Source organism: Aeromicrobium sp. P5_D10, from assembly GCF_054049535.1.
In genome coordinates, this window is the sequence record NZ_JBFUME010000008.1 from 279,403 (window position 1) to 305,072 (window position 25,670).

Annotated in this window: 19 protein-coding genes and 1 riboswitch; of the genes, 14 read left to right on the top strand and 5 right to left on the bottom strand. The window is 65.5% G+C overall.

From position 1 onward, the window contains the following. Positions 1 to 96: 96 nt before the first annotated feature. Together ACXJKC_RS16760 and ACXJKC_RS16765 are read right to left on the bottom strand one after the other, a co-directional pair. On the bottom strand, positions 97 to 2,007 hold the full coding sequence (locus ACXJKC_RS16760) for an FtsX-like permease family protein (protein WP_456697884.1): 1,911 nt from the start codon (positions 2,005 to 2,007) through the stop codon (positions 97 to 99). Further along, the gene (locus tag ACXJKC_RS16765) at positions 2,004 to 2,774 is read right to left on the bottom strand and encodes an ABC transporter ATP-binding protein (RefSeq protein WP_456697885.1); all 771 of its coding nucleotides are present in this window, start codon (positions 2,772 to 2,774) and stop codon (positions 2,004 to 2,006) included. Before ACXJKC_RS16765 ends, ACXJKC_RS16760 begins: the two co-directional genes overlap by 4 nt. A gap of 132 nt (positions 2,775 to 2,906) precedes the next feature. Here ACXJKC_RS16765 and ACXJKC_RS16770 point away from each other — a divergent pair, with 132 nt between their 5' ends. Next, positions 2,907 to 4,172 (top strand): sensor histidine kinase, encoded by a 1,266-nt coding sequence (locus tag ACXJKC_RS16770; RefSeq protein WP_456697886.1) that lies wholly within the window; start codon positions 2,907 to 2,909, stop codon positions 4,170 to 4,172. Further along, a complete protein-coding gene (locus ACXJKC_RS16775) occupies positions 4,154 to 4,810 on the top strand; it encodes a response regulator (RefSeq protein WP_456697887.1) in 657 nt (218 codons plus the stop codon). The genes ACXJKC_RS16770 and ACXJKC_RS16775 overlap by 19 nt, the downstream gene beginning before the upstream one ends. 4 nt (positions 4,811 to 4,814) lie before the next feature. On the opposite strand, the gene ACXJKC_RS16780 is transcribed toward ACXJKC_RS16775, so the two are convergent. After that, positions 4,815 to 6,074 carry an MFS transporter gene (locus ACXJKC_RS16780; RefSeq protein ID WP_456697888.1) on the bottom strand — a complete coding sequence of 420 codons (1,260 nt, stop codon included), beginning with the start codon at positions 6,072 to 6,074 and terminating at the stop codon, positions 4,815 to 4,817. 89 nt (positions 6,075 to 6,163) lie between these two features. Between ACXJKC_RS16780 and ACXJKC_RS16785 the strand changes: the two genes are divergently transcribed. From ACXJKC_RS16785 to ACXJKC_RS16825, 9 genes are all read left to right on the top strand, one after another. Beyond that, a complete protein-coding gene (locus ACXJKC_RS16785) occupies positions 6,164 to 6,664 on the top strand; it encodes a winged helix-turn-helix transcriptional regulator (protein ID WP_456697889.1) in 501 nt (166 codons plus the stop codon). A gap of 118 nt (positions 6,665 to 6,782) precedes the next feature. Further along, positions 6,783 to 7,061, top strand: coding sequence for a GNAT family N-acetyltransferase (locus ACXJKC_RS16790; protein WP_456697890.1), 279 nt, complete (start codon positions 6,783 to 6,785; stop codon positions 7,059 to 7,061). A 164-nt stretch (positions 7,062 to 7,225) separates the two neighbouring features. Continuing rightward, positions 7,226 to 8,623 (top strand): DEAD/DEAH box helicase, encoded by a 1,398-nt coding sequence (locus ACXJKC_RS16795; protein WP_456697891.1) that lies wholly within the window; start codon positions 7,226 to 7,228, stop codon positions 8,621 to 8,623. A gap of 201 nt (positions 8,624 to 8,824) precedes the next feature. Continuing rightward, positions 8,825 to 9,034: riboswitch (cobalamin riboswitch) on the top strand. Between the two features lie 122 nt (positions 9,035 to 9,156). Further along, positions 9,157 to 11,670: a ribonucleoside-diphosphate reductase subunit alpha gene (locus tag ACXJKC_RS16800; RefSeq protein WP_456697892.1), complete on the top strand. Its 2,514-nt coding sequence runs from the start codon at positions 9,157 to 9,159 to the stop codon at positions 11,668 to 11,670. A gap of 127 nt (positions 11,671 to 11,797) precedes the next feature. Continuing rightward, on the top strand, positions 11,798 to 12,799 hold the full coding sequence (locus ACXJKC_RS16805) for a ribonucleotide-diphosphate reductase subunit beta (protein WP_456697893.1): 1,002 nt from the start codon (positions 11,798 to 11,800) through the stop codon (positions 12,797 to 12,799). A 50-nt stretch (positions 12,800 to 12,849) separates the two neighbouring features. After that, positions 12,850 to 14,028 carry an Nramp family divalent metal transporter gene (locus ACXJKC_RS16810; protein WP_456697941.1) on the top strand — a complete coding sequence of 393 codons (1,179 nt, stop codon included), beginning with the start codon at positions 12,850 to 12,852 and terminating at the stop codon, positions 14,026 to 14,028. Between the two features lie 32 nt (positions 14,029 to 14,060). Further along, complete coding sequence (locus ACXJKC_RS16815; RefSeq protein ID WP_456697894.1) at positions 14,061 to 15,122, top strand: alpha/beta hydrolase; 1,062 nt, start codon at positions 14,061 to 14,063, stop codon at positions 15,120 to 15,122. 3 nt (positions 15,123 to 15,125) lie between these two features. Beyond that, complete coding sequence (locus ACXJKC_RS16820; protein WP_456697895.1) at positions 15,126 to 15,986, top strand: Fpg/Nei family DNA glycosylase; 861 nt, start codon at positions 15,126 to 15,128, stop codon at positions 15,984 to 15,986. Positions 15,987 to 16,056: 70 nt separating this feature from the next. Beyond that, positions 16,057 to 16,686 carry a hypothetical protein gene (locus ACXJKC_RS16825; protein ID WP_456697896.1) on the top strand — a complete coding sequence of 210 codons (630 nt, stop codon included), beginning with the start codon at positions 16,057 to 16,059 and terminating at the stop codon, positions 16,684 to 16,686. A gap of 8 nt (positions 16,687 to 16,694) precedes the next feature. On the opposite strand, the gene ACXJKC_RS16830 is transcribed toward ACXJKC_RS16825, so the two are convergent. Together ACXJKC_RS16830 and ACXJKC_RS16835 are read right to left on the bottom strand one after the other, a co-directional pair. Continuing rightward, entirely contained in the window at positions 16,695 to 19,028 is a 2,334-nt protein-coding gene (locus tag ACXJKC_RS16830; protein ID WP_456697897.1) for a hypothetical protein, read from the bottom strand. A gap of 74 nt (positions 19,029 to 19,102) precedes the next feature. Further along, positions 19,103 to 21,454, bottom strand: a complete 2,352-nt coding sequence (locus tag ACXJKC_RS16835; protein WP_456697898.1) for a hypothetical protein — start codon at positions 21,452 to 21,454, stop codon at positions 19,103 to 19,105. Between the two features lie 116 nt (positions 21,455 to 21,570). On the opposite strand from ACXJKC_RS16835, the gene ACXJKC_RS16840 reads away from it, so the two are divergent. Genes ACXJKC_RS16840 through purL form a run of 3 tightly spaced genes read left to right on the top strand, consistent with a single transcriptional unit; the run spans position 21,571 to position 25,669 of the window. Further along, positions 21,571 to 22,299 (top strand): hypothetical protein, encoded by a 729-nt coding sequence (locus tag ACXJKC_RS16840; protein WP_456697899.1) that lies wholly within the window; start codon positions 21,571 to 21,573, stop codon positions 22,297 to 22,299. After that, positions 22,299 to 23,381, top strand: coding sequence for an NADH:flavin oxidoreductase/NADH oxidase (locus ACXJKC_RS16845; RefSeq protein WP_456697900.1), 1,083 nt, complete (start codon positions 22,299 to 22,301; stop codon positions 23,379 to 23,381). The genes ACXJKC_RS16840 and ACXJKC_RS16845 overlap by 1 nt, the downstream gene beginning before the upstream one ends. Before the next feature lie 17 nt (positions 23,382 to 23,398). Continuing rightward, a complete protein-coding gene (gene purL, locus ACXJKC_RS16850; RefSeq protein WP_456697901.1) occupies positions 23,399 to 25,669 on the top strand; it encodes a phosphoribosylformylglycinamidine synthase subunit PurL in 2,271 nt (756 codons plus the stop codon). The last annotated feature ends 1 nt before the right edge of the window (position 25,670 follow it).

Genomic DNA, 25,670 nt, shown 5'->3' on the forward strand with positions numbered 1-25,670 from the left:
TCCGGTGCTGTCCTTGTCTTCCCGTCAATCTAGGGGCGGCCTGACGGGGTAGGCAACCGGATCGTCCCGGCCTGTGGACAGCCGGAGTTCGCTGGCCTAACCCGTTGCTTGGGATGGATGTACACGTCGCAGCATGAACGCCGTAGGCACTACCGCCGCGACGGTCGCGATGACCAGGCAGGTTCCGCCGATCGCGCCGAGTCCGGCCCATGGCACGTGCACCGGCATACGGTCCAGTCCGTCTCTCAGTGAGCTGCGGATCAGCACTCCTACTGTTGCTGTGATCGCGGCCCCGAGAGCCAGAGAAGCCAAGGTCACGAGCGCGGCCTCGCACAGCACGATCTGGCGAACCTGGCGCTCGGTGGCACCGATCAGCCTGGTGGCGACAAATTCGGGGCGTCTTTGGAGACTGGCCATCAGCAGGGTGTTGGCGATCGCGAGAGCTGCATAGAAACCACCTGGTCCTAGCACGACCCACATCGACAATGTGTTGTTCCTGCGCATCTCGGCGTCGGTCGCATCGATCCAGCTTTGGGCCGAGTCGACCTGCGCAGACGTGCCGGCTAACGCGGCGCTCACTGCCGCAGTGGGCTCGTCGAGACCCTTCTGCGGGATGACGAACCACCTGTCCGCGGGGGCGGGCACGAGCTGCTTCGGGACTAGGAGACCGCCATACAGGGAGGGCGCATCGTCGACGATCGCGACGATGCGCAGCTTCATAGGCTCGCGGTCTTCGAAGGTGACCGTCATCTTTTCACCCAGGTGGAATCCAGCATCGAAAGCATATCCGCGCGACATCGCGATGGTTCGACCGTGCAGATCGTCGAGGGATCCCTTGTGGGCACGTAGCCCGCGGGCCGCAATCGCCGCGTCGACGTCGATCGCCTCGGCTTCGGCGGTCTCACGATCGCCGTATTGGTCGACGAGCGTGAAGGAGAATGCAGCGCTGGAGTCAGCGATGCGGATGTCGGGGGAGCGTTCGAGGAGTTCGCCGACCCGGTCGTCGCCCTGCACCACGACGGGAGCCTTGAGCCGCTCGGTGTTGAGGGCGCGGTCGTAGTCGGCGGCGATTCCGAGGGTCAGCAGCAAGGAGCCCGCGATCGCCGAGATGGCCAGAGTAGGGGCGGCAAGGGACGCGGTGCGTTTGGCCGAGGCGGCGACGTTGTCGCGGGCTATCCGGATCGAGACCTGTCCGGTGCGCATCAGCGGCCAGGCGATCAGCTTGGCCAGCCAGGGGAAGAGCAGCGGCCCGAAACACACCGCGGCGATCACGAGCATTTCGGGGACGAAGATGCCGAGTACGAGAGCCAGCTCACCAGATATCGCGCCCATCCCGATCAGCATCGCAATCGAGCCGGCGAGGAAGAGAGTGCCGGTCGCCAGTCGCCAAAGGCCCGGACGGCTCCGCTCGACTACGGCCTCCCGCATCGCGTCCACGGGTGAGATACGCGCCGCGCGACGTGCTGCCGCCCGAGCACCCAGGAGCGCGACGACCGTGCCGAGGGGCAAGGTGATCGCCAGATTGAGCCAGAGCGACGGCGCATCGAGTCGCACCGGCGCGGCACCGCGTTCGTGTGCGAGCCACAATGCGAATGGTGCTGTCAGATGTGCGAGCAGACCCCCTGCAAGCGAGGCGACGGCTGCCACGATGATCGACTCGCCACGGATCATTCGACGGATCTGGCGTGGAGTTGCGCCGATGAGCCGCAACAGCCCGAGCTCGCGTCGCCTCGACGAGACGACGAAGGAGAAGGTGCTGGCGACGACGAAGATCGCAATGAATCCAGAGAACGTCGACATGACCCCGAGCATGGAACTCAGGTCCTCGAGCTGGGTGAGTGTCTCAGTATCACCGGGTCGCACCCGTGATTGGTAGCTGGCGACTGCGGCGATCAGCTCGACCGCAAGGCCGATCAAGGTCGCACCGAAGAACAGCGCCACGACCGAGCCGATGTAGGGCGACCAGTTGCGCCGCACGGAGTGCCGACTGAGGTGTGCGAGCATCATCGTTCGAGCTCATTCATCTTCTGCGCGATCTGCGCCGCGGTGCCGCGTTCGATCTGACCGACGATCTGACCGTCCTCGAGAAAGAGGACTGAGTGAGCGTAGGACGCGGCGACCGGGTCGTGCGTCACCATCACGATGGTGTGGCCCTGCTCGTCGACCGAGCCGCGTAGGAGTTCCAGCACATTGCGGCTGGTCGTGCGGTCGAGGGCGCCGGTCGGCTCGTCGGCGAAGACGACCTGTGGGCGGGCGATCAGCGCGCGTGCGATCGAGACCCGCTGCTGCTGCCCGCCCGACAGTTCGGCAGGACGGCGGCGGTGATGACCTTCGAGTCCCACTTGGGCCAGAGTCCGCAGGACGTACGCCTTGTCAGGACGCTCACCCGCCAGACGCAGAGGCAAGGCGACGTTGTCGTACACCGTGAGCGCGGGAAGCAAGTTGTAGGCCTGGAACACAAAGCCCATGGTCGAACGGCGCAGTGTCGTCAGGGCGATCTCGTCCAGACCGCCGAGATCGGTGCCGGCAATCGACACACTGCCTCTGGTCGGACGGTCGAGGCCGGCGGCGCACTGCAGAAGCGTCGACTTGCCAGAGCCCGACGGTCCCATCACGGCAGTGAATGTCGACGAGGTGAAGGTGTGTGTGACGCCGCGCAGGGCCTCGACCCGACCGGCCTTCGATGTGTAGGTCTTGGCAACACCGTCGAGTGTCACGGCATGCTGCGTGGCCCTGTGTGCCTGCGCATCCGACGTAGTGGAGAGAGTTGTCATGTCTCCATGACATCGGTCGGCGGCTGCGCAGTCTCTGGCCTGAGGTCCCGTTCCACGGTAGCGCCGACGCTACTGCCGAACGGGTGCTGAGGCCACTGTGCCCCCGCGTCCCCGGGCCTAGGCTGAGGCATCATGAACCCCACCCAACTGCAGACGGTATGGCCCGCGCTCGGCGCCAACCCGCTTCGCTTCCTCGGCTCGTCGTGGCCATGGCGGTCGCTGGCCTACTTGTCCTCCGCCGCCATCGTCGGACTGTGTGCACTGGGTTCACTGCTTGTCGTGATCGGAGTAGGGATCGTCACGATCCCCATCGTCGTCGGCCTGTTCATTCTCGGCGGCGTGCCAAGACTGGGGCGCATGATCGCGGCGGTCGAGTCTCGCCGGCTCGCACTGATGGGCGGGGGATCGATGCTGGCCCCGCTCCCGATCGACGCGCCGTGGTGGAAGCCGATCCGCGACGCTGCCTCGTGGCGAGCCCTCGGATATGCCGTGCTTCTGGCGCTCGTGCTGTGGTTCGTCGACGCCGTCGTGGTGGCGGTGGTGGTCACGGCAGTCTTGGTCTCGCTCTTCTCACCCCTGCTGGCTCAGCATGACACGGTCGGAATGTTCAGCTGGCAGCTCGACTCGGCCTCTGAGGCAGTGCCGTTCGCGATCATCATGACGCCGGTCAGCTTCGTGGTCGGCGTGTACATCCTGACTGTCCTCGCAGCCGCACAGTCATCTCTGGCGCGAATCCTGTTGAGCCCGCGGCAGGAGGAACTGGAGGAGCGTGTGGGGCAACTGCGTCGTTCGCGGCTGCAGTTGGTCGACGCTTTCGAGACCGAGCGTCAACGGATCGAGCGCGATCTCCATGATGGTGTCCAACAGCGCATGGTCGCCCTCACGATGCTGCTCGGTCGTGCCGAGCTGGACGTCCCCGAGGGCGAAGGCCTGACGCTCGTACGTCGTGCCCACGGTGAGGCAGAAGCGGCGCTTGCCGATCTGCGTGAGGTCGTGCGTGGCGTGCATCCACGGGTTTTGACCGATCTCGGGCTGTCGGCCGCGATTCGGGAGGTCGCCGATCGGATGCCAATCCCGGTCAGCGTCGATGTGAGGCTCGAAGACCGACCGCCGACGCAGGTCGAAACGGCCGCCTACTTCGTGGTTAGTGAGGGGCTCGCCAATGTTGCCAAACATGCCGACGCGACAACAGCTTCAGTCTCCGCCTGGCGCCAGGGTGACCGCCTGGTGCTCGTCATGGCAGATGACGGGGGAGGCGGGGCAGTGATCGGGACAGGTACGGGTCTGTCCGGGTTGGTGACCCGGCTGGATGCGCTCGGTGGCAGGCTGGATGTGACGAGTCCGGTCGGCGGACCGACAGAGCTGCGGATGGAGTGCCCATGGCTGGTCGAGGACTGAGGATCGTCCTCGCGGAGGACTCCGCGCTGCTGCGTGAGGGATTGATCGGCATCCTCGAACGAGCGGGCCACAAGGTCGTGGCGAGCGTCGCAGATGCCGACGAGTTGATCGCGGCAGTCCGCGCGGACGTGCCCGATGTCGTGATCACTGATGTCCGGATGCCCCCGGGACATTCCGACGAGGGATTACGGGCCGCAGCGCTGTTGCGCGAGGAGATCCCGACCCTGCCGGTACTCGTCCTGTCGCAATACGTCGCCGATGCCTATCTGCCGATCTTGATGGATTCGGCCGGCAACGCGGGGATCGGCTATCTGCTCAAGGACCGGGTCGGCAGGGTCGCGGACTTCCTCATGAGCCTCGACCAAGTAGTCGCAGGTGAGACCGTCGTCGATCCGGAGGTCGTACGTCAGCTGCTGTCCAGACGTCGCGATGACGGGCCGTTGGCGGCGCTGACACCGCGGGAGCGTGAAGTACTGGCTCTCATGGCCGAAGGCCGCACCAACGGATCGATCGCTGCGGCGCAGTTCGTCAGTGAGGCAGCCGTGCGAAAGCACGTCGGGAGCATCTTCGCCAAGCTCGACCTCGGGCAGGACAGCGACCGTCGCGTGTCGGCGGTCCTGACCTATCTTCGGGGCTGATGCCCTACGCGGGTTGGAGCTGGCGTTTCGCCGGTGTTCCGACGATCCAGGACAGCACTGCCGCGACGGCACATAGTCCCGCACCGCCGAACCACGCCAGGGAGTAACTGCCGGTCTGGTCCCGGATGACGCCGGCCGTGAAAGCTGCGACGGCGGCCCCGACCTGGTGCGACGCGAAGACCCAGCCGAACACGATCGTGCCGTCTTCACCGAAGATCTCGCGGCACAGAGCGACAGTTGGAGGAACGGTTGCAACCCAGTCGAGTCCGTAGATCACGACGAAAGCGATCATGCTGGGATGCACTGTCGACGACAGCAGCGTCGGCAGTAGTACCAGCCCGACGCCCCGAAAGGCGTAGTAGCCGACCAGCAGGAGTCGAGGGTCGTACCGATCGGTGAACCAGCCCGATGCGATGGTGCCGACGATGTCGAAGATCCCGACGACCGCCAGCAGGCCAGCAGCGGTCGTCTGATCCATGCCGTGGTCGTGGGCTGACGGAATGAAGTGGATTCCGACCAGACCGTTGGTTGTCGCGCCGCATATCGCGAATGCTGCTGCCAGCGCCCAGAATGCGGGCACGCGACTCGCTCGACGCAGACCGTCCAGCGTTCGGCGGGCCGCTCCGCCAGTTTCGCGGACGGGGGCGATCCAGTCGTCCGGGGCCCCGTACGGTCGGAGGCCACGATCCTCGGGGAAGTTGCCGATGAATCGGATCACCAGCGGCACGACGGCCAACGCTGCTCCGGCGATGACGAGTGAAGCGGTGCGCCAGCCGACTGATTCGGCCAGTGCAGCGACGAGCGGCAAGAAGATCAGCTGACCTGTCGCGCTCCCGGCGGTGAGGATGCCGACGACGAGACCGCGCCGTTCGACGAACCAGCGATTGGCGATCGTGGCTGCGAAGACCATCGCCATCGAACCGGTGCCGAGACCGATCAGCACGCCCCAGGTGATGAGCAGTTGGAACGATTGGGTCATGAAGACCGTGAGCCCGCTGCCGAGCGCGACAAGTGACAGCGCCGCAGTCGTGACATTGCGGATGCCGAATTTGTCCATCAACGCGGCGGCGAACGGAGCTGTCAGTCCGTACAGCAGCAGATTGATGCTGACGGCAAGCGACATGATGCTGGTCGACCAGTCGAATTCGTCGTGAAGCGGCACCATCAGCGCACCTGGTGCTGCCCGGAAACCGGCCGCGCCGATCAGCGCGACGAAGGCCGTGACGGCGACCCACCAGGCTGGATGCACAGGTGTTCGGGACATATCTGACCTTCTCCGGCTGGCTATCTTGAGAGTAGTTAGGCTCGTGGAGCATACTTGCATTGACTTTCTCGAAGCAAGTGAGGTGTGTCATGCCGCTGCGGTCCGATTGGTCCGAAGAGCTGTGCCCGATGCGGCGCGGCCTGGACGTTCTCGGCGATCCGTGGATCCTGCTCGTGATGCGCGATGTGCTGCACGGACGTACCCGGTTCGAGCAGATCCGGGACAGCATCGGAATCTCCGACGCGGTCCTGAGCCGGCGGCTGCGGCTACTCGTCGATGAGGGCATATTGCGCAAAGTCGACTATCGGGGCGATCGACGTACCCACAGCGAGTACGTCGCGACCGAAGCCGGGGCCGATCTGTTGCCGATCATGCATGCGGTGTCGATCTGGGCGGAGAAGCACACGCCGATGCCGGAAGGGGGTGCACACATGGGTGTGATCCACGAGACCTGCGGTGCCGAGACGACATCGGCCGATACCTGTACCGCCTGTGGCGAAGCCCTTCAGCCACAGGACGTCAGCTGGGACAAGCCCTGGAAGGCGACGCGGGAACGTCTTGTGGGCGCGACCCCGGCGGCGGACATCTAGCGTCCACCCGCCCCCGGGGCGGTGCGCGAGCGTCCACGCGCGCGGGCACTCTGGACGCCAGCGCACCGCCCGACGGGCGGTCGGGAATCTGTGCGCCGCCGTCGGTGTTGCCACCTGCATGAGCAATGAGATCGTGCACAACGCCGACAAGCAGCGCTACGAGATCCACGTCGATGGCACCTTCGCCGGTTTCACCGAGGCCAAGCCCGATGGAGAGGTGATCGTCTTTCCGCACACTGTCGTGTTCGACGAGTTCGAGGGCCAGGGGCTGGCATCCCAACTGGTCACGGGCGCGCTCGACGACGTCCGTGCTCGGGGACAGAAGATCGTCGCACAGTGCCCGTACGTCGCTCGGTTCGTCGACAAGCATGCCGAATACGCTGATCTGCTGGCTTGAGAGAGCCGTCACATCGATCTGAATCGCTACCGGGGGCAACCTACTGGTAGCATGTGAATACGTGAACGCGCACTTCCCGCGCTGTTCCGGCCCGACGAAGTAGCGTGATCCAGCGCGAATTGGCTTTCGGGCACCTTTCCCGAAATGTCTGTGAGTACTGCTCTGTGAGCAACCCCGTAAATTCGTCTGCCCCTACTTTTGCCGCCCTGAAGCTTCCTGAAGCTCTCGTCTCGACGCTCGCGCGTCAAGACATCGTCAACCCCAGCCCCGTCCAGCTCGCGGTCATCCCCGACGCACTGGCTGGCAAGCACGTCCTCGGCCGTGCGCGCACCGGATCCGGCAAGACCCTGGCCTTCGGCCTCCCGGTCCTCGTCCGGCTCGCCGGTCGCACCAGCCGCCCGAAGGCCCCCCGCGGCCTCATCCTCCTGCCGACCCGTGAGCTCGCGACCCAGGTCCGCGCCGCGATGGAGCCGCTCGCCCAGAAGATGGGCCTGCGTCTGACGACGGTCTACGGTGGCGTGCCGATCAACAAGCAGATCAACACGCTGAAGAATGGCGTCGACATCGTCATCGCGACCCCCGGCCGCCTGACCGATCTGCTCGACCGTCGCTGCATGACGCTCGACGACATCGAGATCACGGTCCTCGACGAGGCCGACCATCTGTGCGACCTCGGTTTCTACAAGCCGATCGACGCGATCCTTACCAAGACGCCCGAGCGCAGCCAGCGGCTCCTGCTGTCGGCGACGCTCGACGGCGACGTCAACAAGCTCGTCAAGCGCCACCTGCCGCAGCACGTGCTGCACGAGGTCGACTCGGCCGACAGCGCGGTCGACACGATGGAGCACCACGTGCTCGTCAGCGCCGCGACCGACAAGTCCAAGGCCGCTTTCGATCTGCTGCGCGCCAATCCCCGCAGCATCGTGTTCACCCGCACACGCCGAGGCGCGATGCGGCTGGCCAAGCAGCTCACCCAGAACGGCATCGAAGCCGTCGACATGCACGGTGACCTCTCGCAGCGTCACCGTGAGCGCAACCTTGAGGCATTCAGCAGCGGACGGGCCAGCGTCATCGTTGCGACCGACGTCGCCGCGCGTGGCATCCACGTCGACGGCATCGGCCTGGTCGTGCACTACGACGCGCCTGCCGAGCACAAGGCCTACCAGCACCGCTCGGGCCGTACGGCACGCGCCGGCGAGTCGGGAGCCGTCGTCACGATGACGACACCCGATGCACTGCGCGATGTCATGCAGCTGCAGAACAAGGCCGGCGTCACAGCCCGTCACCACGATCTGCGCACGGCGCCTTCGCCGATGACGGTCCAGGCGCTCTCGGGTGCTGGCACCGAGGCTCCGCACGCCTCGACAGTTCGTCAGGGCGCTCGCAGTGGCGGCGGAGGCGGCGCCAAGCGCGGTGGCTCGGGCGGATCGCGTCCCCAGGGCGGTTTCCGCGGCAATGGCGGCGGACGCCCCCAGGGTGGCGGAGGCAACCGTGGTGGTGGCGGCGGACGTCGTCGTAGCGGTGGCTCAGGCGGATCGACCCGCGTCTACTCGTCCTCGTAATTCGCGACAAGCACTAGCGGCGTCATCCCCGGTACGCCCGGGGGTGGCGCCGCGCTGTTGTGCCAGCACATCGCCTCAGCTGGTGGTGCGCTGGCGGCGGAGCGGGTCGAGCATGTATTCGTCGACCGAATATCCACAGGTACGCCAGCGACGTGACATGCCCTACAAGATGTGGGGGTTACATCAATGTGATTCACCAGATACAGTGGTCGACGCAGCTGGTTCGCCTCCTCAGCCAGGGGAGTCGTGGCAACAGGGAACCCGGTGGAAATCCGGGACTGCCCCGCAGCGGTAAGTGGGAACGACCGGTGTCATATGCACTGAGCGCAAGCTTGGGAAGCGACATCCAGTAGGCGGTGCACACGCACCTGGCCCGTGAGTCCGAAGACCTGCCAGTGCCTTGACGCCCCGATGGTGTCAAGGGTCCGCGACCTCGTGGGAAGGTCAGGGGATCGGATTCGCTGTGCCGTCGTCCCCTCACCCCTCCGCGCTCGTGGGCAGCATCAGACCCGAGTTCACGAGGGGTGAACTGCATGTCCATCACTGTCATCAAGCGAGACGGCACCCAGGCGCCGTACGACGGCTACGAGATTGCCCGCTCCATCGAAGAAGCGAGCGTCGGTCTCGACGACCAGGTCGCACGCGTCACCCAGTTGCAGTCCGAGCTGGAGATCACGCTGTTCGACGGCATCACGAGCGAGCAGCTCGATGAGGCGGTCATCCAGGTCGCGCTGCAGAACGTCAAGGACGACCCGGCGTTCGACACCATCGCGTCGAGGCTCCTGGTCAAGACGTTGTACAAGAAGGTCTTCGGCGAGGGCGTCACCCGCGACGAGGTCTACAGCTTTCACGGCCCCGCATTTGTGGCGTCGATTCTGCGCGGCGTCGAGCTCGACCTTCTGGACGCCCGGTTGGCCGAACTGTTCGATCTCGAGGTGCTCGGCGCGGCCCTCGACCCCGACCGTGACGACCTGATCCGCTACATCGGTGCCCAGACCATGCGGACGCGCTACATGCTGTGCGAGCCCGATGGCATGCCTCTGGAGGTGCCGCAGTTCTTCTGGATGCGCGTAGCGATGGGGCTGGCGCTCAACGAGGCCGATCCCACCGGCGCGGCACGCCAGTTCTACGACAAGATGTCGCGCCTGGAGTACCTCGCGGCCGGCTCTACTTTGGTCAACGCCGGTACCTCCTACAGCCAGCTCTCCAACTGCTTCGTGATGCAGATGGAGGACGATATCGAGCACATCGCCAAGAGCGTCCGCGACGTCATGTGGCTCACGAAGGGCACCGGCGGCATCGGCCTGTCGGTGTCGAAGCTGCGGTCGGAGGGCTCGCCGATCCGCTCCAACAACACCGCCTCGACCGGACCGATCCCGTTCATGCACACAATCGACTCGACGCTGCGGGCCATCAGCCGTGGCGGCAAGAAGTTCGGCGCGCTGTGCTTCTACATGGAGAACTGGCATCTCGACTTCGCCCAGTTCCTCGATCTGCGGGCCAACTCCGGCGATCCGTATCGTCGAACCCGAACAGCCAACACCGCGGTGTGGATCTCTGACGAGTTCATGAAGCGCGTGCAGGACGATCAGGACTGGTACCTCTTCGATCCGCTGGACGTCGGTGACCTGGTGGAGCTGTACGGTGCGGACTTCTCCGCGCGGTACGCCGAGTACGCCGCGATGGCCGATGCCGGTCAGCTGCGGCACAAGAAGATGCGCGCACGTGAGCAGTTCCGCGCCATCTTGACTGCGCTGCAGGCGAGCTCGCACCCGTGGTTGACGTGGAAGGACACGATCAACACCCGGGCGCTGAACCACAACACCGGCACGATCCACCTGTCGAATCTCTGCACCGAGATCACGTTGCCGCAGGATCGCGAGAACGTGGCGGTCTGCAACTTGGCCTCGATTAACCTGTCTCGCCATGTGACCGGACACCGCCAGCAGGCTCGGGTCGACTGGGAGCGCCTGGCCGAGTCGACCCGGCTGGCCGTCCGCCAGCTCGACAATCTGATCGACATCACGATCTCGTCGGTGCCGGAGTCCGAGCGCTCCAACGAGCTCAACCGGGCCCTCGGCCTCGGGGTCATGGGGTTCACCGACATAGTCGAGCGTTTCGGGTACTCGTACGAGTCGAAAGAGTCGTACGAGCTGATCGACGAGATCATGGAGTTCGTCAGCTGGCATGCGATCGACGCGTCGGCAGACCTGGCGCGTGAGCGCGGGGCATATCCTCATTTCGAGGGTTCCCGCTGGAGCCAGGGCCTGGTGCCGGTCGACTCGCTCGATCTGCTGGAGGACGATCGTGGCGTTCCGGTCGAGGTTGATCGGACTACCCGTCTGGATTGGGAGTCGCTGCGAGGCAAGGTCTCGGCCGGTATCCGTAACTCGACGCTGATGGCGATCGCCCCGACTGCGTCGATCGGCCTCGTTGCCGGCACCACGCCGGGCCTTGACCCGCAGTTCAGCCAGATCTTCAGCCGTGCGACGAGCTCGGGCAAGTTCTTGGAGGTCAACCGGAACCTGGTCGAGGATCTGCGTCGTCTGGGCCTGTGGGAGCAGGTGCGCGGAGAGCTGCTGCGTCACCAAGGCGACTTGTCGAAGGTCGAAGGCATCCCCGACGACTTGCAGCAGATCTACCGCACGAGCTTCCAGCTCTCGCCCTACGCCTTCCTGCACGTTGCCGCGAGGGCGCAGAAGTGGATCGACCAGGCCATCAGCCGCAATATCTACCTGCAGAGCCGCGATGTCGGCGAGATGGCCGAGCTGTATGCCGCCGCGTGGCGGATGGGCGTCAAGACGACCTACTACCTGCACATGATGCCGCGGCACACCGCCGAGCAGAGCACCGTCAAGGTCAATAAGGCCGAACAGGTGGTACCGAGTAGTGGTGCTCCGCGCAGGGGCTTCGGCGCGGCCGGGCCACGCGCCGTGACCGTGGAAGTCCCCGTGATCCCCGATGAGGTTGCCGAACTTGAAGTGGTCGACGGAGCCGCGTGCCCGGTCGACCCGCAAGAACGCCTCCAGTGCGACTCCTGCCAATAACCCACCCCGCTCGCGAGTCACTCAGTTACCGCTCGGGAGTCACTCCCGTTCGGCCAGACCGTACCTAACTGACTCGCGGCACGTAATTCAGTGACTCGCGAGCGGAATTTTGAAGAAGGGCTTCACCATGACTGAAACTGCAACGCGCCGGGGCATTCTCGGGACCGGCATCCAGGAGGGGCTGCTGCTCAAGCCCGTCACGTACCAATGGGCCATGGACCTGTACGACCAGGCGGTCGCCAACACGTGGTTCCCCAACGAGATCCAGCTCGGGGAGGATTTGGCGGACTTCGAGCGGATGAGCGACGAGGAACGCCACGCGCTGACGTTCCTGATGAGCTACTTCAACCCCAATGAGCTGCTGGTCAACAAGGCGCTCGCGTTCGGCGTCTACCCCTACGTCAATGCCGCCGAGTGCCACCTGTATCTGGCCAAGCAGATGTGGGAGGAGGCCAATCACTGCATGAGTTTTGAGTACGTTCTGGAAACGTTCCCGATCGACCGCGAAGCAGCTTATGACTCCCACGTGACGGTGCCGTCGATGGCGGCGAAGGAAGCATTCGAGATCCGCTACATCCAGCGGATGACCGAGCAGACACTCGACATCACCACGACGCAGGGCAAGCAGGACTTCGTCCGCAACCTCGTCGCGTACAACGTGATCCTTGAAGGCATCTGGTTCTATTCGGGCTTCATGGTCGCGTTGAGCTTCAGGCAGCGGAACCTGCTGCGCAACTTCGCGTCACTGATCGACTGGGTTGTCCGGGACGAGAGCCTGCACCTGAAGTTCGGCATCAACTTGATCCTGACGGTCCTCGACGAGAACCCGGACGTTGCGACGCCGGAGTTCGCCGACGAGATCCGGCAGATGATTCTCGACGGCGTCGAGATGGAAGAGGCCTACAACCGGGATCTGCTTCCGACCGGGATACTCGGGCTCAACGCCGAGTACATCAACCAGTACGTCCGCTACCTGGCGGACCGGCGGCTGGAGGAGCTCGGCTTCGCGCCGCACTACAACGCCGTCAATCCGGCGAAGTGGATGGCGACAGCGAACGACACCTTGCAGTTGGTCAACTTCTTCGAGTCGACCAACACCTCCTACGAGGTCAACGCCAAATCGTCGTAGGAGATGATGTGGACATGCTCGTGAAGGAACGTCTGCCCCGCATCGGACTGCTGGGTCCAGCGTTCATCGCGGCAGTCGCGTACGTCGATCCGGGCAATGTCGCGACCAACGTCACAGCAGGCTCGGAGTTCGGCTACACGCTGGTGTGGGTCGTCGTGATGGCCAATGTCATGGCCGTGCTGGTGCAGTATCTGTCGGCCAAACTCGGCATGGTCACGGGACAGTCCTTGGCCGGTCATATGGGCGAGAAACTGCCGCGCGGGCCGCGGATCCTCTACTGGTTGCAGGCCGAGGCCATTGCGATCGCCACCGACCTGGCCGAGGTCGTCGGCGGCGCGATCGCGCTGTATCTGCTGTTCGATCTGCCGCTCATGGTTGGTGCGGTCATCACGGCAGCGGTGGCGATGGTGATCCTCAAGATCGGCGACGTGCGCGGTCAGAGCACGCTCGAACGGGTCATCATGGGCTTCCTGGTGCTGATCGCGGTGGGGTTCATGGCCGGACTGTTCATCGACCCGCCGGCCGCCGGTCCGCTGGCCGGCGGACTTGTGCCGAAGTTCGAAGGCGCCGAGAGCGTTCTCCTCGCCTCGGGGATCATCGGCGCGACGGTCATGCCGCACGTCATCTACCTGCATTCGAGTCTCACGACGACCAGGCTCGGTGCCCGTGGGGAAGGGCAATCGATGCGGCAGCTCTTGGCCGCAACCCGCACCGACGTCGTGCTGGCGTTGATTCTGGCCGGCATGCTCAATCTGTCGCTGCTGGTCGTCGCCGCGACAAGTCTCGACGGGCTACCCGGCACCGACACGTTGGAAGGCGTACACGCGGTGGTGACCTCCGAACTCGGGGCCGGGGTCGCGCTGTTGTTCGCGGTCGCCCTCTTGGGTTCGGGCTTGGCGTCGACGTCGGTGGGCAGCGCGGCCGGCGCCGAGGTCATGCAAGGGTTGCTCGGCCTCCGGCTCCCGGTGCTGCTGCGCAGGGTCGTCACGTTGATCCCGGCACTCGTGATCCTGGGTCTCGGGGCGGAGCCGAGTCGAGCGCTGGTCGTTTCACAGGTCGTCCTCTCGATCGGTATCCCGTTCGCGTTGATCCCACTCGTAGTGCTGACGGCGCGCAAGGACGTCATGGGCGATCACGTCAACCGGCGAGCCACGACGTCGGCCGCATGCGTCGTGGCGGCGATCGTCATCGCACTCAACGTCTCGCTGCTCTGGCTGACTTTCACCTGATCCGGCCGCCCGGAGTCTGACAGACTCTCCGGGTGGCACTCCCAACCATCGGACTCCCTCGCAAGCTGGAGGCGGCCCGAACCAACTTGTCGGACAAGGCGCATCGGCGTCCCATCGCCGATCTGCGATATATGCCGCGTGACGCGGTCGAGCAGAACACGGCATTCACGCTGTACCGCTATCGGGGCGAAGCGGCAGAGCGTGGCCGTCCCGTACTGCTGGTCCCGCCTCTGGCGGCGCCCGCCCTGGCATTCGACCTGCGTCGGGGCTGCAGTCTGATCGAGTACTTCGTCCAGCAAGGACGGCCGGTCTACCTCGTCGACTACGGACCCGTGAATTTCGCCCATCGGGGGCTGGGCATCGAGCACTGGGTCGACTCGGTCCTGCCGGCAGCGGTCGCACTGACCACGGAACATGCCGACGCGGACGCCGTGCACGTCGCGGGCTGGAGCCTCGGCGGCATCTTCACGATGTTCATGGCAGCGGCGCATCCGGAGTTGCCCTTGGCCTCGGTCACGGCGGTTGCGAGCCCGTTCGATCTGCGGCAGGTGCCGTTGCTGGCTTTGGCCCGACCGCTGGATCGGGTCGTCGGACCGATTGTCGGGCCCGCCTACCGGGCGATGGGCGGTGTCCCTGCGCCGCTGACCCGGCTGGGTTTCCAGATCTCGAGCCTGGACAAGTACCTCACGAAGCCGGCCGCGATGCTGGCCCATGCCGATGACCGGGACTTCCTGGCCCAGCTCGAGGCAGTCGATCGGTTCATGAGCCGGATGTACGCCTACCCGGGACGGACGTTCGGCCAGCTGTATCACGTCGTGATGCGCAGCAACGAGTTCGCGACCGGGGCAATGCGGCTTGCCGGACGTTCGGTGGAGCTCGCCGAGATCAACGTCCCGGTGCTTGTCGTGGCCGGGATGGGCGACACCCTCGCGCCCCATGGGGCGGTCGAACACCTCCTGGATCTGGTGACGGGTTCGCCGGAGGCCCAGCTGGTGCAGGCTCCGGGAGGGCACTTGGGTGTCTTGGCCGGTCGCGCCGCTCGGCGCACGACATGGCCGGCGATGGAGAATTTCTTCTGTAAGCACGATGATTGACCTATGCCCGAGCTGCCCGAGGTCAATGCGCTTGTCGAGTTCCTGGACAGGGAAGTCAGCGGAACCGTCGTTGCGGCAGTAGAGCTCGCATCGTTCTCGGTACTGAAGACCTTCGATCCGCCGGTCGCGGCTTTGCAGGGGCTGGAGGTCTCCACTGTGACCCGGCACGGCAAATTCATCGACATCGACGTCAGCGGGTTGCACATCGTGGTGCACTTGGCGAAGGCCGGCTGGCTGAGATGGTCCGATCCGCTGCCCGAGACCAAGCTCAAGCTCGGCGCCAGCAATATCGCTGCCCGCATACGACTCGACCGGGGGGATGGGCCAACCGTCGGCTTCGACGTCACGGAGGCAGGAACTCGCAAAGGCCTGGCGATGTATGTCGTGAACGATCCCACCGACGTCCCTGGGATCGCTGCGTTGGGTCCAGATCCGTTGGCGCCGGGGTTCGAGCTGCGACCGTTGCTCGCCAGGCGGATGCAGGTCAAACGGCTGTTGCGTGACCAGAAGATCCTTGCCGGCGTGGGCAATGCGTACAGCGACGAGATCCTGCATGCGGCCAGACTGTCGCCGTTCGCGATTGCCGAGACCCTCGATGAGGACCAGATCCTACGGCTGGAGTCCGCGGTGCAGGAGATTTTGCGCGAGGCCGTCGACGAGGCGCGGGGCAAGCCGGCCGAAGATCTCAAGGACGACAAACGTACCCGGATGCGGGTCCATGGTCGGACGGGTGAGGCGTGTCCGGTGTGCGGCGACACGGTGCTCGAAGTGACGTATTCGCAATCGTCTCTGCAGTACTGCCCGACCTGTCAGACCGAGGGACGGCCCCTGAAAGACCGCAGTACCTCCAAGTTCCTCAAGTAGCCCGGACCCGAGCAGTACGGATCCGAGCAGTACGGATCCGGCTCTGGGTCCGGGTCGTAGGGTGGGATGTATGTTCAGGCAGCGTCGCTCGCTCGGAGAGCAGGCCAATGCGGCGGTCAAAGGTTTCACGTCCAAGATGGACGGCCAGACCGCCGAGGTCGCGCAACGTGCTGCCAAGACCATCGTCGTCGCGGTCCGACTCCTTCGGATACCGACAGCCGCCGTGGGCCTGGTTTCGGTACCGTTCATCGCGGCGACTCTCGTGCTGGGCTGGCTGGCCGACGGCACGGCCGGCACGATCGTGATCGTGGCCGGTGCGGTCATGGCCCTGATCAACGGCTTCTTCTGGGCTCGCCGTCACATGATCATGTCCGCCGTCGCCGATCCCGATCGCCTCGCGACCGAGCTGGGCATCCTGGTCAGTATGAGCGGCAAGGTCGACGAAACCCGGGGCGCGCTGGCACAGATCGCAGGTGGCGGTGGGTGGCGCATTCTGGCGCGTATGCGCGGCGTCTGGTCGACAGCCCAGATGACCGGACGCTGGATCGACGGTGTGGGCGACCTGAAGCGAGCTCGCTACTTCGCGCCGCCGAAGATCGGCACGACGGTGACTATCGCGGTGGCGGCTTTGTGGCTTGTGCCGATCTCGATCGTGGTCGCGCTGTTCGCGTTGGTCGGGACGGCTGCCGGATCGCTATGACCTGAGGGTCAAAACTGCGACGGCGGGAACTGGGCAACCTGATTCAGCCACTCGCGTTCTGCCGGTGTGAGGTCGGTGGCGCGTCGCCCTGAATCGAGCGTGTACTGCGCCAGGCGTCCCGCCAGGATGACCTGTCCCGCGGCAGCATTCTCCTCGACCAACCGGACGAGGCCAGGGAAGTCGAACTGGGCGGCGTGTGTGGCGAAGGTCTGCCAGATCGCCGGCATTCCGGAAGGTGCGACCAGATCGCCGACGGCTTCGAGCAGTCGCGGTGTCCGAGTGGGCCCGTCGATCAGCACGGCAAGCGCGAGGGCATCGAACTCGACGAGTTTCAGGCCGTGGAGGTGAGCTTGTTCTGCGACTTCCTCGAGTATCTCCAGCGCACGATCGGGATCTGCCAAGGAGTCGTGGACGAATGCCTGTGCTATCCGCCGTTCGAGATCGCTCTGGAGAAGGCCCGACACCGGGTGCGCTTCGGACGCTTCCAGCAGGGCCTCGGCCTCATCGGAGCGACCTAGGCCGATAAGTGCCTGTGCGGCCAAAGCCTCGACCCATCCTCGGGAATGCAGGACGTCCTGGCTCACGGGATCGTCGCGAAGCAATTCCAAGCTGGCAAGACCGTGCTGGATCCGGCCGCGATAGAACTCCAGGATCCCGCTCATGAGCGGTCCCAACCGCCCAGGCCGACCGTATCGCGCGGCCCTCGACTGATAACGCCTCAGAACGTCCTCGGCACCATCGAGATCCAGCGCTGCGACCAAGGACATGAAAAGGGTTTCGCGCGCGGCGTCGAGCTCCGGCGCGCTCGCCCCACTCTCAGGTGCCTCCAACAGTGCGACCGAGATTCTGCCGGCGTGAACTGCCTCGGCCGGCCGGCCCGAATGGCGCAGCAAGGCAGCAAGCAGTGTGTGGGCCATCGCATGGTCGATCGGCGGAAGAGCCCCCGAGAAGACTAAAGTGCGGACCCGTCGGATGTGCTGGTCGCTGCTCTCGCGGAACGCCAGGAGACCGAGTTCGGCGAGCGTGATGACGGCCGCGCGCTGATGCCGTTCCTCGGTATCGCGATCGGGGCCGAGGGCACGATGACGCAGGCTGGGCAGCTCCGTCGGCGGAACCATCGAGGTCGCCCAGCGCATGAAGGCCATCAGCTCACGCAGGGGAATCGTGGCGGGGTCCAATTGACCGAACAGTTCGCGCAGGCCGTCGACATCTCCCAATTGGATCAGTGCGTGGGAACGTTCGTGTTGGGTGTCCAACGGAGTCGCGCGGGTGTGGCGAGGTGAGGTGTAGGCGACGGTTCGCTGGTAGAGACCTCGTTCATTCGACTCGCGAGCTGCGATCCGAGCCAATTCCGGTGACGTCGCCGACCCGCTGTCGAGGAACCAGCGGGCGGCCCGGATCGCGCTGTTCGGGCGGAGGACCGACCGCTGGATGCGCGGCGCATACGTCTGCCACAGCTCGGTTGAACGCTGGGGAGTCAGTGCGGCGACAACAGACTCTGCTTCGAGGGGATCGACCATCGACAGAACACCGTCGACTTGCCGTATCGGTCCGTGCCTGACGGTCAGGGCGACGTCCTCGGCACTCGTGCAGGCGATGGCCTCGTCGATCTCGACCTCGACGATGATCGAGACCAGATCGATCAGATCGACAATTCGGGTCGAGCCGCCGAGCCGTTCGGCCGAGTTGGACCGGCGCCGTTCCGGCAACAGGAGCCGGGCCTCCTCTAGACGACTCGGCTTGAACACGATGATGCCCTCGACCGCGACGATGGCCCCGGACTCGGCCAACATGTCGGCGATCTCGCAGAGGCTGGCATATCTGCCATGAGAACTCTCGTGCAAGAACTCCACGAGGATGTCGTGGGGCGTCCCCCTGAACCTGACCTGGAGCAATTGGGTGATGGTCTCGGCCCCGAGCGGTTCGAGATCGATACGTTCTGTCGCTGCGGCGAGTTCTGGCACCAGTTCGACGGTTTCGGGCGTCATCGCCGCGATGATCTGCAGATCACGACTTGCTGCGAGTTCCGCGAGGGCAGCCAGGCTCGCAGGTGATGCGAAGGTCGCGTCTTCCAGCAAGAGAGTGGGCGCGGTGGGGTGCTCGGCGCGGACCAGCCGACGAATCGCCTCGACCTGGTCGGACACCGGAGTGTCACCGGTCCCTCCGAGGTCGGCGAATACCCGCGCCAACAGCTGATGAGGACGATCCGCCTCGCCGAATTTGCAGACATGCCGCAGCACCGCGCCGTGACCGTCGATGGACGCCACGATCTCGGTGCCGAGACGGTGGCGATTCGATCCGGGAGATCCCACGATCAGCAGCGCGCTGCGACGTTCGAGCATGAGCTGCGCAGCCGCGATGAATTCCGGTGAGAACGCTGGTGGCCACAGCGAACTGATCGCGGGCGTGTGCGCTGTTATGACGACTCCTGCCTCTCGGCCAGGCTCCGCAACCAGTCGCGGGTCTCGGCGTCGAGGTCGGTGGCGCGCCGAGACATGTCCAGGACGAACTGGGCTAGCTCGGCAGCCAAACCGAACGCTCGACGGCTGACGAGGTCGTCGATCAGGCGGGTCAGCACTGCGATGTCGTACGACCGTGCGGCTGCGGCGAATCGTTGCCAGACGGCGGGGACGCCGGTCAACTCCTCGAGGCCGTCGACTGCCTCGGTCAGGACTTTGACGAGTGGTGGGCCACCGATCAGGACGCTACGTGCGGCCGCCTCGATCTTCAGCAGGAACAGTCTGCGCTCCTTCGCCTCGGTGACAACTTCCTGGAGCAGGCTCAGGGCATCCTCGGGCTCGGCCAATGCGTCGAGGGCGGCGGCTTGCGCGATTTGGCGGTCGAGGTCGTAGGGGCTGTCCTGGAGTGTGTGCTGCGCGGAGCGCTGTAAGGCCAGGTGGGCGTCGGCGTTCTGGCCGCAGCGCGTGAGCAGATCCGCCAGATGCGCCTGACCCCAGCTTCGCAGGTGATGTGGATCCCGGGGTTGAACGCTGGCCAGGCCTCGGCGCAAAGAGGTGATGGCCTCGTGCATATTCCCGCGCATCGTCTCCAGAAGCGCGCGCAGCATCAGGGTCAGGCGATCGTCGCTCGCCCCCGCAACCTGTGCGTAGCCCTGCAGAGCGTTTTCGGCACCGGTCACATCCAGCGCCGAGATCAACGCACGAACGTGGACTTCGCGCACCGGATCGAGGTGTGAGGCACTGACCTGGTCGGGAGTCAGCTTGAGTATCTCGCCGGCGAGCTGCCCCATCTCCGCCGCTTGGGCGGGACGGCCGGAGTTGAGCAGGACTGCTGCCAAGGCCCCGAAGGCCAATGCGCGGTTGCGGATCGACAGCAGGTCTGAGAATGCGAGCTCCCGCAGAGGACCGGCTAGCTCCGTGGCGCCGTCTCGGAACGCGCGATCGACCAGGAGCGCCAGTCGGCCTGTGGCGGCTCGTCGGTCAGCTGCCTTCGCGTCATCGGCCTGGACGGCGTGTGTGGCGAGTCGATCTCGTCGATCCGTGTCGGTCAGGTGATGGACCCAGCGCAGATAGGGCAGCAGTTCGTCTTCGGTGAGCAGTTCGGGGTCGATCGACGTCCAGATGGTCGTCACGCCGTGGCTGTCGCCCACCTCCGCCATGGCATGGGCGCGTTCCAGAGGAGCCGCGATGTTGTGACTGGTGTTGCGTCCGGCGTCGGTGAACCTGATGGCGCGGCGGGGCTGCCCGAGGAGATTGGCCTGTCTTGCCGCTCGGGAGGCCAGCTCCGGCGACGGCAGCTGTCCTGCTGCGAGCCACCAGTCGGCGGCTGCGATCGCCGAATCCGGCCGAGCCGTTGTCGCCGGGAGCTGTTGGGCGTACAGGTCGAACAGCTCGGTCAGACGTTCGTGGGAGATCGACCAGCGTGCCCGACGCGCCTCGACCGCGGAGCTGAAGGCGATGTGGCCGTCGACACGCTCGAGGACCGCGCTCGCGAGGGCCCGCGAGACCGCGCTGTCGCCCATGAGCGCAGTGGCCTCTGCCGCGTCGAGCTGACCGAGGATCGCGGTCAGCTGTGAGAGATCCTCGGCGAGGACCGCGGCCGCGATGCCGGACAGGTCGTGGTCGAGCACGAGCTGATCGCCTAGAACCGTCAGCTGTCGGTCCTGGCATGCGAGGTCGACGACGTCGCAGAGCACTTCGTACGAGCCTTTCGTACGTTCCATGAGCAGATCCACGAGTGCCGGCTCGGGTGCGGCGGAGTAGCGGATGCGGATCATCTCGCCGACGGTCTCGCTCTCGAGCGGCGGCAGCTCGACCACCTCGGCGGCCGTGGCGAGCTGGCCGAGGGCGGCTATGGATTCGGGGGCAAGAGTCAGGATGAGCCGAAGTGTGCCCGTCGCGGCGAGCCGCGTCAGCACATCGACGCTCTCGCGGTCGCAGAGGTCGGCATTCGCGATGACCACGGTCGGCGAGTTCTCCCCGCAGGCCGCCAGCTCGGCCCGGATGCCGTTCTCGACGTCGCCCGGACCTGTCACGTGCTCGGTATCGACGGTGAAGAGCCGACCGATCGCATGGAATGGTTCGCGGCTGTCGCCACTGCTCGCGACGTGGTGGGACCACAGCGGGGTATCCGCTCCGCCGGGAGCGTCGACGATCGCCGTCGCCAGAGTATGGGCGCTTCCACCGACCGGCCCGAGAATCATCAAGACCTGACTCAGATCGAGCAGACCGCGAGCCTGCTCGATAAAAGTCTCGGCGAATGCCGGTGGCCACTCGGCCGAAGGCGTCACCACTGTGCGGTCCAGCACAATCCACTCTTTTCGTTGGCCCCTGGACGCTCCAACGATAGTCCGAACCCGGCGTCATCAACAGCGGTGTCCGCGTGGATCGTGACATCGACGATGTCACGCTCTAATGTTCGGGCATGGACCTTCGTGGATTCGCTCTCTTACCGCTGCGCATTTCGGTGGCCGCGACCCAGGCAACCCTCGGACTCGGCCAGCTCGCCTCGCCGAGTGGACCGATCCTGCGCGAAGGCGGATATGCCTCGCGTCTGTCACAACTCTTCGCGGAGGATGGTCTGTTGGATCAGGTTGCCAAGATCCTGGCCGATGATCGCGGGCCGATCGGATTGGCCAACACTCTGGCTGATCTGACTGCCGACGACCGGCCGATCGGCAAAGCACTCGCGCGGGACGGGCTGTTGGACCGCATGGCCGACGAGGACGGCCCGTTCGTGCGCCTGTTGGAAGCAGGGGGACCACTCGACCGAGCTTTGGCAGAGGACGGGCCGCTCTATCGAGTGCTCGCGCCCGGCGGCCCGCTCGACCGGCTGTTGGCCGAGGAAGGAGCCCTCGACAGGATTCTGGCCGAGGGCGGTTTGCTCGAACAGCTGCTGGCTGAGGAGGGGATCTTGGAAAAGCTCCTGGCACCAGGAGGGACGCTTGACCAATTGGTGTCGCTGGGCGCGACGTTCGACGCGATCCTCCCGCGCCTCGAAGCCCTCGGGCAGGCGATTCCGAACCTCAACAATGCGGTCGGCGTCTTGAGCGGCGCGGTCGAACCCTTAGGCGTCCTGGCGGGACGGTTGCCGGGCGGGCGCCGGCGTCCTGCCGTGGTCCCGGTCCCGCCTATCGCTGTGGATGCTGACTGATGGTCCTTCTCTTCGAGCCGCTGACTCTGCGCGGTGTGACGACTCGCAATCGGATCTGGATCGCCGCGATGTGCCAATACAGCGCGAATCAGCGCGATGGACAGCCCGGTGACTGGCACCTGGTCAATCTGGGCAAGCACGCGACCGGTGGATTCGGCTTGATTATGACCGAGGCCACGGCGGTGGTGCCCGAAGGGCGGATCTCGCCCGAAGACACCGGAATCTGGGCCGAGGAACATGTCGAGTCCTGGTTGCGGATCACCGACTTCCTCCGCGGACAGGGTGCTGTCCCGGCGATCCAGTTGGCTCACGCCGGCCGTAAAGCCTCCACGTACTCGCCGTTCGCCGATCAACGAGGAACGGTGCCGGAGGCCAAGGGAGGGTGGACCACGGCCAGTTCGACGCATGCGGCGGCCGACGGCCTTGCCGCACCGCGGGTCCTGTCACGCCGTGAGGTGGCTGCGTTGCCCGGTGTCTTCGCCGAGGCCGCGGCGCGGGCCGATCGGGCCGGGTTCGACGTCGTCGAGATCCATGCTGCGGGTGGTTATCTGATCCATCAGTTCCTGTCTCCGCTGATCAACGACCGCACGGATCACTACGGTGGGTCCTTCGCGGCCCGCACTCGATTGGCGGTCGAGATCGCCGATGCGGTCCGTGAGGTTCTGCCGCCAGAGAAGCCACTCCTCTTCCGACTTCCCGGCAGTGACATCCCGGCAGGAGGCTGGGACGTCGCGCAGACCGCGAAGTTGGCCGCAATCCTGAAGGAGCGTGGCGTCGATCTGATCGATCTGTCGTCCGGAGGTGCGGTCGAGCCCGAAGAGGCCCCGGTGTCGCCGGGATATCAGGTCCCACTGGCCGACGAGGTCCGTCGGGTCAGCGGTCTGCCGGTCTCCGTGGTCGGCCTGATCACCGAGCCGGTCCAGGCCGAACTGGTCCTGGCCAGCGGCGCTGCTGACGCCTTGATGGTCTCTCGGGCCGCGATCCGAGAACCGGCTTGGGTGCTGCGTGCCGCGTACGAGCTCGGTGTCTCAGGCGAAGACATCGGGTATCCGCCTACGCACCGTCGAGAGGCTCGGAGCTGACTCGATAGGATCATGGGGTGACTGAAGCCCGCCAGCTCGACACTGTTGCCCACGCCACCGCCACCCCTGAACGGCAGCAGCCGTGGGCCGAGTTGGGCCTGAAGCCCGATGAGTACGCCAGCATCCGCGAGATCCTCGGACGTCGTCCGACGGGTGCGGAGCTGGCGATGTACTCGGTCATGTGGAGCGAGCACTGCTCCTACAAGTCCTCCAAGGTGCATCTGAAGAAGTTCGGCGAGCTGCCGCAGGAGACGCCGTTGGGCAAGACCCTCGCCGGTATCGGTGAGAACGCCGGAGTCATCGACATCGGTCAGGGCTACGCCGTGACGTTCAAGGTCGAGTCGCACAACCACCCGTCCTACGTCGAGCCCTACCAGGGTGCGGCGACCGGGATCGGCGGAATCGTGCGTGACATTCTCGCGATGGGCGCCCGCCCGGTCGCGGTCATGGATCCGCTGCGATTCGGCCCGCTCGACGCCGAGGACACCCGTCGGGTGCTGCCCGGCATCGTCGCCGGTGTGGGCGGTTACGGCAACTGCCTGGGCCTGCCGAATGTTGGCGGTGAGGTCGTCTTCGACGAGACCTATCTCGGCAATCCCCTGGTCAACGCCCTGTGCGTCGGGGTGCTGCGTCACGAAGACCTGCACCTGGCGTTCGCGAGCGGAGTCGGCAACAAGATCGTCCTCTACGGCGCACGCACCGGCGGCGATGGAATCGGCGGCGTCTCGGTTCTGGCGTCCGAGACGTTCGAGTCGACCGGGCCGTCGAAGCGTCCTGCGGTGCAGGTAGGCGATCCGTTCATGGAGAAGCTGCTGATCGAATGCACCCTTGAGCTGTTCGCGGCCAAGGTCGTCAATGGAATCCAGGATCTCGGCGGTGCGGGCCTGTCGTGCGCCACGAGCGAGCTGGCGTCCGCAGGCAGCGGCGGCATGCGCGTCGAACTCGACACCGTCCCGCTGCGTGACTCGACGCTCTCGCCCGAAGAGATCCTCATGAGCGAGTCCCAAGAGCGCATGATGGCCGTCGTGGAGCCCGAGCACCTCGACGAGTTCATGGCGATCTGCGGCAAGTGGGACGTCGAAGCCGTTGTCGTGGGTGAGGTCACCGACGGTGAGCACCTCATCATCGATTGGCACGGCGAGACCGTCGTCGACGTGCCGCCGCGTTCGGTGGCTCACGACGGCCCGACATATGACCGTCCCTACGCCCGTCCGCAGTGGCAGGACGCTCTGCAGGCCGACGCGGCCGAACAACTCGCCCGCCCGGTATCGGGCGATGAGCTGCGCGATCAACTCGTGGCCGTCGTCAGTTCGCCCAATATGGCCGACAAATCGTGGGTCACCGACCAGTACGACCGCTACGTGCAGGGCAACACGGTCCTGGCCCAGCCCGAAGACGCAGGTGTCATCCGCATCGACGACGAGACCAACCTGGGAGTCGCGGTCTCGACCGACTGCAATGGCCGGTTCGCCAAGCTCGATCCCTATGTCGGCGCGCAGCTGGCGCTGGCCGAGTCATACCGCAATGTCGCGGTCACCGGCGCGCTGCCGCTCGCGGTCACCGACTGCCTCAACTTCGGTTCACCCGAGAACCCCGACGTCATGTGGCAGTTCGAGCAGGCGACGCACGGTCTCAAGGACGCTTGTGCGGTGCTCGGCATCCCGGTCACCGGCGGCAACGTCTCGTTCTACAACCAGACCGGCGAGACGCCGATCCTGCCGACACCTGTTGTGGGTGTGCTCGGTGTCATCGAGGACGTTCGCCAGCGGATCACGCAGGGCTTCACGGGCGAGGGCGACCACATCCTCGTGCTGGGCGAGACTCGCGAAGAGCTGTCCGGCTCGACCTGGGCCGATGTCGTCCACGGCCATCTGGGTGGAAAGCCGCCCGTCGTCGATCTCGCCGCCGAGAGCGCCTTGGCTGGACTCATGGTCGAGGCCGCGAAGTCCGGCATCGTTGCGTCAGCCCACGATCTGTCTGACGGTGGACTCGCGATGGCCATTGCCGAAGCCGCGTTCCGCCACGGCGTCGGCGCCACGGTCGACCTCGACGATCCCTTCCTCGAACTGTTCAGCGAGTCCTCGGCCCGGGCGATGGTCGTGGTTGCCGAGGCGCGTCACGACGATTTCGTCGCTCTGGCCGAGAAGCACGGTGTCGACCTCGCATCGGTCGGTCGCACCGGCGGGGACACGATCGAGGTCGCGGGTCAGTTCAACGTCGGCGTCGCAGAACTCAAGGCCGCATGGCAGGCCACCTTGCCGGCGGTGCTCGGCGCACACCTGGCCTGAG

What these genes read in the sequence shown, in the direction of transcription:
- ACXJKC_RS16760 (WP_456697884.1), bottom strand. Translation starts at nt 2,007, where the DNA reads ATGATGCTCGCACACCTCAGTCGGCACTCCGTGCGGCGCAACTGGTCG.
- ACXJKC_RS16765 (WP_456697885.1), bottom strand. Translation starts at nt 2,774, where the DNA reads ATGACAACTCTCTCCACTACGTCGGATGCGCAGGCACACAGGGCCACG.
- ACXJKC_RS16770 (WP_456697886.1), top strand. Translation starts at nt 2,907, where the DNA reads ATGAACCCCACCCAACTGCAGACGGTATGGCCCGCGCTCGGCGCCAAC.
- ACXJKC_RS16775 (WP_456697887.1), top strand. Translation starts at nt 4,154, where the DNA reads ATGGCTGGTCGAGGACTGAGGATCGTCCTCGCGGAGGACTCCGCGCTG.
- ACXJKC_RS16780 (WP_456697888.1), bottom strand. Translation starts at nt 6,074, where the DNA reads ATGTCCCGAACACCTGTGCATCCAGCCTGGTGGGTCGCCGTCACGGCC.
- ACXJKC_RS16785 (WP_456697889.1), top strand. Translation starts at nt 6,164, where the DNA reads ATGCCGCTGCGGTCCGATTGGTCCGAAGAGCTGTGCCCGATGCGGCGC.
- ACXJKC_RS16790 (WP_456697890.1), top strand. Translation starts at nt 6,783, where the DNA reads ATGAGCAATGAGATCGTGCACAACGCCGACAAGCAGCGCTACGAGATC.
- ACXJKC_RS16800 (WP_456697892.1), top strand. Translation starts at nt 9,157, where the DNA reads ATGTCCATCACTGTCATCAAGCGAGACGGCACCCAGGCGCCGTACGAC.
- ACXJKC_RS16805 (WP_456697893.1), top strand. Translation starts at nt 11,798, where the DNA reads ATGACTGAAACTGCAACGCGCCGGGGCATTCTCGGGACCGGCATCCAG.
- ACXJKC_RS16820 (WP_456697895.1), top strand. Translation starts at nt 15,126, where the DNA reads ATGCCCGAGCTGCCCGAGGTCAATGCGCTTGTCGAGTTCCTGGACAGG.
- ACXJKC_RS16825 (WP_456697896.1), top strand. Translation starts at nt 16,057, where the DNA reads ATGTTCAGGCAGCGTCGCTCGCTCGGAGAGCAGGCCAATGCGGCGGTC.
- ACXJKC_RS16830 (WP_456697897.1), bottom strand. Translation starts at nt 19,028, where the DNA reads ATGCTCGAACGTCGCAGCGCGCTGCTGATCGTGGGATCTCCCGGATCG.
- ACXJKC_RS16840 (WP_456697899.1), top strand. Translation starts at nt 21,571, where the DNA reads ATGGACCTTCGTGGATTCGCTCTCTTACCGCTGCGCATTTCGGTGGCC.
- ACXJKC_RS16845 (WP_456697900.1), top strand. Translation starts at nt 22,299, where the DNA reads ATGGTCCTTCTCTTCGAGCCGCTGACTCTGCGCGGTGTGACGACTCGC.